Raw genomic sequence first — 6,733 nt, 5'->3', positions numbered from 1 at the left:
GGGGGGAGCACCTCAGTCGGAAGAAGGCTTTATTTACTTTTTAATGCGCTGCGCTCCATTTCAGTAACTGCGCATAATCGGGATAGTAATTTTTTTGGTATACTTCTCCGTCGACAACCGTCACTGGAAATGCGTCCGGTCCATCCGTCAAAAGGATCGATTCGACCCCTCTTTCGCTGGTAAATCGCACTGGATCCTCTTCAAAATTAATAAGATGAACGGGATACCCCGCCCTTTTTAGGCTGTTGACCATCACATTGATTTGCAAAACAGCCGGTGATTTTGGATCACATCCGATGGGATTATAAATATTAATACACATAACTTGACCTCGATTGATCTTATTGCTTTTTATTTTACCAAAATCAGGCGACACTTTCGATGAAATTTATTTAAGAATAAAGATAATTTTTCAATCTTCTCCAATATCATCACCGGTTTTTGACAATGCACGGTAGAAATAAGCCATGGATTCCGGGACCTGCTCGATGACCGTTGCCAGATAAGTATTGTACAGATCTTCGTTGAATCCTTGCCCCATTAAGATTTCATCGCGGATTTGATCCAACCGATGAAAGAGCTGCTGGAAGTAATGCTGATCTGTTTTCATCCCTTCTCGGCTGACCGCCATGGTTTGAGGAATGGATGCCTTGTCACAAAAATCATAAATTTTGCATTGATACACCTCTGTGATTTTGCCGCTTTCCAAATCGGCCAGCGCCCATTCATCCGGCCGTGTAATCTGATTATCCATCAATTCTTGCAAATCGTAATGATCAATAAAAACGGCCAGATAATATTGATCTTTCACTTTGCGAATAACGGGATAAGAAATGCTGTGAATACATTTTTCACGTTCAAACAATTCATCTCGAATCCGCTGATATATAAAATTGGTTTGTACGGTTTCCATTTTCCCCTCGCAAATGATTTCATTTACATTATTTTACCCCAAAGCGCTCATTCGTGCAAGCGTCTCTGTTTGAGGGGCCGGTTTTATTTATTTTATTGCAAGAAAAAACCCTTGCCAATGCAAGGGAGACTCGTGTTTAAAACCGTTGATATAATTTAGCCGAGAAAGGCGGAAGTTTCAGGATGACTTGTTCTTCACCAATCAATGACAGATTATCGTCTCCAGGGTCTTCCGCCCCGCCGTAGCAAGCCCAATCGGTTGAAAGCAAAAGCTTAAGACGCGTCTTCTTGTTCACCGGCAATGGGTATCTCGCCTGACGATTCGAAAGATTCAGCACAATCAGCAAGGTCTCCTCTTCCGAAAAACGCTCAAAAAGATATAGGCACCTGGACTCCTGATGACAGTCAACCCACCGGAAACCCGATTTTTCATAGTCTGCCATCCACAAAGCGCTGTGCGCCAAGTAGAGTTTTGACAAATCCGCCATATAATGCCGAAACGCATCGTGAACGGGGAAATCCATTAAAAGCCAATCCTGTTCGCGCTTTTCGTCCCACTCCCGCAGCTGAGCCCATTCCCCGCCCATGAAGTTTAATTTTTTGCCGGGATGACTCATCATATACAAATAGAGCGTGCGCGCCTGGGGAAATTTTTCCTCGTAATCGCCGTACATTTTCTGAGCGATGGTCGCCTTGCCGTGAACTCCTTCATCGTGGGACAAAGGCAATAAATAATGTTCTCGATAAAAATAGGCCATCGAAAAAGTCAGCTTGTGGTAATCCCGCGGGCGATCTTCAGGCGCCGTTTGAAAAAGCGAAAGCGTGTCATGCATCCAGCCCATATCCCATTTATAATCAAAGCCCAATCCGCCGTTTTCAACTTTATCGGTCACCTGAGGATAGTTGGTTGAATCCTCCGCAATGAGCATCACCTCCGGATGTCTGACTTTTAACCCCGCATTCATCCTTTTCATAAAGGCGATGGCATCGACATTGACACCGCGGTTTTCATCTCCCTGCCAGTAAATCAAATTGCTGACCGCGTCAAAACGCAACCCATCCAAATGAAACACGCTCAGCCAATAATCGGCGCAGGACTGTAAAAATGAGCGCACTTCCGGACGGGAGTGCATGAAATTGCAGCTTCCCCACTCCGACACCCCCACATCCTCGTGTGGATATTCATATAAGGCCGTCCCATCATAGCGCCAAAGCGCATAATCGTCCACAGCAAAGTGTACCGGCACAAAATCCATAATCACGCCGATATTTTCCCGATGGCAGGCGTCGACAAAGGCCTTCAAGGCCTCCGGCGTACCATAGCGCGATGTCGGTGCATAAAAACCGGTATTTTGATAGCCCCAGCTCGCATCCACCGGGTGTTCCATTAACGGCAGCACCTCCACATAATTGTATCCCTGCGCCTTCAAATAGGGAATTAATGCTTCAGCCATCTCTGCATAGTTATACCAGTCATCGGGCGCATCGGATTTGCGTTTCCAACTGCCGAAATGCATTTCGTAAATATTCACCGGCGCATCGACACCGTCTCTCCGCGTTCGAATCCAGTCTGAATCGGAAAATTCAAAGGTATCGTTCCAAATGATTGAGGCTGTTCCCGGCCGTTTTTCCATCATGCGGCCATAGGGATCACAATGATCCAACGTTCTGCCATCGGCACCGGTAATGCGGTATTTATACATCATGCCGATTCGGGCTGCCGACAGGCGCACTTCCCAAAAATTACCATCGTAAATCCGGGACATGGCCTGTCCCTTCCAGTTGTTCCATTCGCCAATCACTTCAATTGATTCAGCTGCCGGTGCAAAAGTTCGAAAAACAACGCCATCAGGCGTCGCTGCAGCCCCTAAATACGCATAGGCATCGAAACTTTCACCGCGATAAAATTCCTGAAAATCCATTGTCCTCTCCTCTGTCTTTTATCGATTTCGCCGGCAGATAAAATCAGCCATTTCCTCTAAAAAAATCGTATCGCGTTGAATCCCCGCAAGAGCCGCTATCGCCTCCTGATGGTATTCTTCAGCTTTGACCTTCGCACTTTCAAGGCCGAAAAGTGACACGAATGTCGTCTTGCTTTCCTCGGCATCCGATCCAACTGGTTTGCCCAATACCGCGGTTTCCGATTCAACATCCAAAATATCATCCACCACCTGAAAGGCCATCCCAATCGCGGAGCCATAGTTCCTCAGCGCCTGTTGTTCGTCTTCGCTGGCCCCCGCCAAAACGGCACCAATCAAAACAGCAGCCGTTAACAGCGCACCTGTCTTATGCGCATGTATATAAACGATTTTATCTTCGTTGATGGCATCGTCATCTTCGGCCAACAAATCTCCCGTTTGGCCGCCGATCATGCCATTCACACCGGCTGCACGCATCAAAAGGGAAAGCGCAGCAATCCCGCGCGCACGCTCTGCAGGTTCCATCGTTTCAATCCCTTCAACAGCGGTTTCTACCGCTGCATTCAAAAGTGCATCGCCGGCAAGAATTGCAATATTTTCTCCATAGACTTTATGATTCGTCGGCTCCCCACGACGTAAATCATCATTGTCCATCGCCGGCAAATCATCATGAATCAGCGAATACGTGTGAATCATCTCAATGGCACAGGCAAAGGGAATGGCGACGCGTTCATCGCCGCCAAACATAGCACATGTCTCCATCAGGAGAATCGGCCTTACCCGTTTGCCGCCGGCAAAAAGACTATACTTCATCGCAGATACAATAATATCCGGCGCATCAAAGGGACCAACAAAGCAATCTGTCAGATAGGCTTCTATTTGATGGCCCTTTTTCGTTAGTCGATTGGCAAATTTGGCCGTTCTAACTCTATCCTCTTTAGATTGATGCATCGTCATCCGCTTCCTCCCCCTCAAACGGCACAAAAACAGCTTGGCCGTCGTCACTTTCTATGAGCTTCATAACTTTTGCCTCCGCTTGATCAAGCTCATGATGACAATCGTCAACCAACGCCATCCCCTCTTCGAAATATTTTAAAGCTTTCTCTAATTCCAAATCACCGGTTTCCATTGCATCAACAATGGTCTCCAGCCGATTCATTTTCGTTTTGAATTTTTTTGTTGCCATGTCTTCCCCTCTCTATTGTTCAACCTTTGCTTTAACATCGCCATCGGCAAAGCTCAATCGCAAATTCCCGGCTGTTTTTGCGTGATCCACACTTCGAACAAGCTCGCCAGATTCAGTATGCACCCAGGCAAAGCCCCGTTTTAACGCGTGCCGCGGATTAAAAGCAACAAGCTTAATGCGATAGTTATCCAAGGCTCGATGCAACTGTGCTAATTGTTGCCGCCCTCCCTGCACCAAACGCTCCTGAAAATAATCAATGACCATCCGCTGACTGTCAATCATCGCTTCTGGATTATGCGCTAAAAGAAGACGCGCTATTAAATCGACGGCCTCCCGATGATTCGCTATAACTTGCTGAACCTCCTGCTGCAGTATCCCTTGCAGATCGTTCAGTTGATGCCAAACTGCTTGTTGATCCCAAGTCAGCGTTTCGGCCGCAGCCGAGGGGGTTGGCACCCGCAAATCCGCCACAAAATCGGCAATAGTAAAGTCGGTTTCGTGACCAACGGCGGAAATGATTGGCGTTTTGGCCTTATAAATCGCGTCGGCCACGATGCGTTCATTAAAAGCCCAAAGATCCTCCATAGATCCGCCGCCCCGACCAACGATGATTACATCGATTGAATCCAGTTGATCTAATTGCTGAATGGCGGAAGCAATGCTGGCACCCGCTTCCGTTCCCTGAACCTGGGCCGGCGCCAAGATAATTTCCAGATGCGGATCGCGCCGATGACAAACAGAAATAATATCATGAATCGCCGCACCGGTCGGCGATGTCACCACACCGACGGCCTCAATCGTTTCCGGTATTTTTTTCTTGGCAGACGCGTCAAAATAACCCAATGTCTCCAGTGTTCGCTTAAGTGTTTCAAAGCCTCGATATAAATCGCCGATACCGGCCGGCTGCATTGTCCGAACATAAATCTGATATTGTCCGGCCTGTTCAAAAACATCAACACGCCCTTTACAGACGACATGCATGCCATCCTCCGGTTCAAAATCAAGATGAGCTGCATCGCTTCGAAACATCACGCAACCAATTCTTGCGCCGACATCTTTCAAAGAAAAATAAAGATGCCCGCTGGCCTGTCGCTTAAAATTGGATACTTCACCTTTAATTTCAAGGCTTTTAAGCACGCTATTGGTCGCAATCAGAGTTTTGACGAATCGATTGACTTCCGTGACGGATAATTGCCGTTTAATCATTGCACGCCTTCTTTTGTTCCGCTTCAAACGCTTCTTTTGCCAACAGAGCACAGCCAATGGCATTATCGGTCGCATACTGGGGTTTCGCAAAGCACAAAGAAACCGGCCGCCGATGGCTCCGGCAAAAAGCAAAGATGCGCTTCCGCGCTTCTTCTTTGACAATCTCATTAGCCATCACACCGCCGGAGAATAATACTGCGGATACCTCTGTTTTCTCCAACAACGCGATGATTGCCCGTCCGAGTGTTCTGCCGACAGCTTCAAACAGCGCATAAGCCAGATTTGCTGGTTCCTCCCCTTTTTGCAGAGACTGTTTCGCCGCATTTTCCATCCCAGAAAAATGAAAGTCCCCATCGACGACTTGGGTTGCCAATTTAAGCGGCGCGGTCTGCAAAGGGTTTGCTAATCGCTCCAGAGCTTGGCCCGCCGGAAAATCCATGCCCAGCATCACGCCGATGCGATCCACCAGTTGACCGGCATGCAGATCTAAACTCCGCCCGACAATTTTGCATTGAAAGCCCTTCTTTTCCCGCTTTACATACAAGATTTCCGAGGTGCCGCCGGAAAAATGTACAGCTAACATCGGTTCGGATTGCCGCTGCCAATTTGCATCTAACTGATGCTGCCATGAAAAAATTTCCGTTTCGCACATGGCCGCCCGAATGTGACCTTCCTGATGACTCAGGCGATAGTAGGGCACCCGAATGGCGTCTGACAATATCTCTGCGATGCCAGTTCCTGCGCGAAAAACCGGCATATAAGAATCACGAATAGGACGAGGTGCAACGCTTACGCCGATGGCTTTTAACGCATTTTTGATCGGTTGATCACCAATCACCGTATGCATTAATTCCGGCAGATTGCGAATATGTTCAAACAATGCCTCTGACTGCCTCAACCCGCGATGTCCTTTTTTGACCGGCAACACCTGGCGACAGTCTTTTAAAATTTTCCCGTCATCATCAACCAATGCCACGGAAGTTGTGTAATTGCTGGTATCAATTCCCAGAATCATGCGATTGCACTTCCTTTGAATGGTCAACCGCCAGATGATGGCCCAAATTATTCAAAATGCCATTGATATAACGCGGCGCATCCTCGTCACAATAGCGTTTGGCCAATTCCACGGCTTCATTAATGGCAATTTCCAACGGCTGATCCAAATAACACATTTCAGCTGTTGCCACACGCAGAATGGCTTTCTCCGCCCCCGGCAAACGATCCATGTGCCAATCCTTGCGCAGATATTGAGCAATTCTTTCGTCAATCGCCGCCAAGTGATCAACCACCACATCCACCAAATAAGCGGCATAGCCGCTGGATCCATGGTCATGTTCAAAACCTGCGTCGCTATCAATCACTGCAGCAATTCCCTTTTGAAGATCCTGCGCATCTTGGTGAAACTCGATTTGAAAAACGGCACGCAAGGCAAGCTCTCTTTCGTGCCGACGGTTTTGTTTTTTTACCTCTGTCATATTTTACCTGTTAAAAAAGCCGCATCAAGCGGCTT

At 47.6% G+C, this 6,733-nt stretch carries 8 protein-coding genes; all 8 read right to left on the bottom strand.

The window, feature by feature from the left end:
- Window positions 1–40: 40 nt before the first annotated feature.
- The 8 genes from HMPREF0721_RS02530 to nusB all read right to left on the bottom strand — a co-directional run bounded on the left by HMPREF0721_RS02530 (window position 41) and on the right by nusB (window position 6,698).
- Window positions 41–322, bottom strand: coding sequence for an arsenic metallochaperone ArsD family protein (locus HMPREF0721_RS02530; RefSeq protein ID WP_050786945.1), 282 nt, complete (start codon window positions 320–322; stop codon window positions 41–43).
- Between the two features lie 90 nt (window positions 323–412).
- A complete protein-coding gene (locus HMPREF0721_RS02525) occupies window positions 413–913 on the bottom strand; it encodes a hypothetical protein (protein ID WP_006597964.1) in 501 nt (166 codons plus the stop codon).
- Window positions 914–1,049: 136 nt separating this feature from the next.
- The gene (gene glgB, locus HMPREF0721_RS02520; protein ID WP_006597963.1) at window positions 1,050–2,834 is read right to left on the bottom strand and encodes a 1,4-alpha-glucan branching protein GlgB; all 1,785 of its coding nucleotides are present in this window, start codon (window positions 2,832–2,834) and stop codon (window positions 1,050–1,052) included.
- 18 nt (window positions 2,835–2,852) lie between these two features.
- Window positions 2,853–3,782: a polyprenyl synthetase family protein gene (locus HMPREF0721_RS02515; protein WP_006597962.1), complete on the bottom strand. Its 930-nt coding sequence runs from the start codon at window positions 3,780–3,782 to the stop codon at window positions 2,853–2,855.
- Window positions 3,769–4,017 carry an exodeoxyribonuclease VII small subunit gene (locus HMPREF0721_RS02510; protein ID WP_006597961.1) on the bottom strand — a complete coding sequence of 83 codons (249 nt, stop codon included), beginning with the start codon at window positions 4,015–4,017 and terminating at the stop codon, window positions 3,769–3,771. The genes HMPREF0721_RS02515 and HMPREF0721_RS02510 overlap by 14 nt, the downstream gene beginning before the upstream one ends.
- Before the next feature lie 12 nt (window positions 4,018–4,029).
- Complete coding sequence (gene xseA / locus HMPREF0721_RS02505) at window positions 4,030–5,223, bottom strand: exodeoxyribonuclease VII large subunit (RefSeq protein ID WP_006597960.1); 1,194 nt, start codon at window positions 5,221–5,223, stop codon at window positions 4,030–4,032.
- Window positions 5,216–6,238, bottom strand: a complete 1,023-nt coding sequence (locus HMPREF0721_RS02500) for a Kae1-like domain-containing protein (protein WP_006597959.1) — start codon at window positions 6,236–6,238, stop codon at window positions 5,216–5,218. The genes xseA and HMPREF0721_RS02500 overlap by 8 nt, the downstream gene beginning before the upstream one ends.
- Complete coding sequence (gene nusB, locus HMPREF0721_RS02495) at window positions 6,222–6,698, bottom strand: transcription antitermination factor NusB (protein ID WP_006597958.1); 477 nt, start codon at window positions 6,696–6,698, stop codon at window positions 6,222–6,224. Before nusB ends, HMPREF0721_RS02500 begins: the two co-directional genes overlap by 17 nt.
- Between the last annotated feature and the right edge of the window lie 35 nt (window positions 6,699–6,733).

The sequence above is a fragment of the Pseudoramibacter alactolyticus ATCC 23263 genome, from assembly GCF_000185505.1.
GTDB classification, from domain to species: domain Bacteria; phylum Bacillota; class Clostridia; order Eubacteriales; family Eubacteriaceae; genus Pseudoramibacter; species Pseudoramibacter alactolyticus.
This window is presented reverse-complemented; position numbering and strand designations above follow the sequence as displayed.

What these genes read in the sequence shown, in the direction of transcription:
- glgB (WP_006597963.1), bottom strand. Translation starts at nt 2,834, where the DNA reads ATGGATTTTCAGGAATTTTATCGCGGTGAAAGTTTCGATGCCTATGCG.
- xseA (WP_006597960.1), bottom strand. Translation starts at nt 5,223, where the DNA reads ATGATTAAACGGCAATTATCCGTCACGGAAGTCAATCGATTCGTCAAA.
- HMPREF0721_RS02530 (WP_050786945.1), bottom strand. Translation starts at nt 322, where the DNA reads ATGTGTATTAATATTTATAATCCCATCGGATGTGATCCAAAATCACCG.
- nusB (WP_006597958.1), bottom strand. Translation starts at nt 6,698, where the DNA reads ATGACAGAGGTAAAAAAACAAAACCGTCGGCACGAAAGAGAGCTTGCC.
- HMPREF0721_RS02515 (WP_006597962.1), bottom strand. Translation starts at nt 3,782, where the DNA reads ATGCATCAATCTAAAGAGGATAGAGTTAGAACGGCCAAATTTGCCAAT.
- HMPREF0721_RS02510 (WP_006597961.1), bottom strand. Translation starts at nt 4,017, where the DNA reads ATGGCAACAAAAAAATTCAAAACGAAAATGAATCGGCTGGAGACCATT.
- HMPREF0721_RS02500 (WP_006597959.1), bottom strand. Translation starts at nt 6,238, where the DNA reads ATGATTCTGGGAATTGATACCAGCAATTACACAACTTCCGTGGCATTG.
- HMPREF0721_RS02525 (WP_006597964.1), bottom strand. Translation starts at nt 913, where the DNA reads ATGGAAACCGTACAAACCAATTTTATATATCAGCGGATTCGAGATGAA.